This window comes from Cognatiluteimonas telluris, from assembly GCF_011320095.1.
Lineage (GTDB): Bacteria > Pseudomonadota > Gammaproteobacteria > Xanthomonadales > Xanthomonadaceae > Cognatiluteimonas > Cognatiluteimonas telluris.
In genome coordinates, this window is the sequence record NZ_JAANOY010000099.1 from 1 (window position 1) to 957 (window position 957).

At 52.7% G+C, this 957-nt stretch carries 1 protein-coding gene; it reads left to right on the top strand.

The annotated features are described in order from the left end of the window. A partial coding sequence (locus G7B67_RS13175) for a hypothetical protein (RefSeq protein ID WP_207780949.1) occupies positions 1-737 on the top strand: 737 nt, incomplete at its 5' end. Positions 738-957 lie beyond the last annotated feature (220 nt).

Genomic DNA, 957 nt, shown 5'->3' on the forward strand with positions numbered 1-957 from the left:
AATCGCTCAAAGGGATGGGTCTAACAATTCATTCAAGCCGAACATGCTTCGTTCCAGCAAAAGGCGGCACTGAAGAGCGTGCCACCTTTTGCCTCCACTACGCATGTCAGCTTAATTCAGGTGTTAGCCTTCATGGGGAGAAGGTCGTGAATCCAGCAACGATAATTACGGGAGCACTTCTAGCGCAGGTGCTGCTCGGCTTACTTATGTTCATTGCCGCTAGCATTATGCGGGCGCACGCACCAAGAACAGCAACATTTCGCGGCGAGCCAGCAAGCGGCGAGTACATCTGGCTGATTCTAGTTTTGCTTCTGGTTTCGGTTACCACGCTCGTGTTTACACATTCACTATCTGGCTTTTGGGTCGGCCTGTTCCAGAACACTCACTTTGCTGGCCTCCCTGACTCTACCGCTACTCTCATCGTGTTCCTCATCGACATTGTAGTTACTACGCTTCTAGTGGCTAACACCGGCGGCAGCGTAGATAGTCCATTTCAACCAGTCTTCTTTCTAATTCCCACGCTAGCCTTGCTGCTATTCGAGTCATCTCTTCGGGTCGTAATCTATGCCGCGCTTGTGGGGGTTTCCTTTACATTTCTGCTGGTAATGGAGGATTCGCTGCCTATGACGCAACGTGCGGGAGGAAAGCAGGCCTATGGGTTTGTTTCACTTGGCGCACTCGCCTTGGCAGTCCTAATCGGCCTACTCACGCGGATCTGTCCAGGCGGCGTTTGCTGAAGGCTAACTATTCATTCAAGCCGAACCCGCTTCGTTCCAGCAAAAGGCGGCACTGAAAAGAGTGCCACCTTTTGCCTCCACTACGCAGGTCGGCTTAATTCAGGTGTTAGGCCCCGCAATGGAACTTATGCGCAACGTTTGGATTTACCTTGCCGTTCTCATCGCACTGGCTGGTGTGGTCATCCACCTCGGGGCGCTCTGGGCTGGCCCATCATGGTTT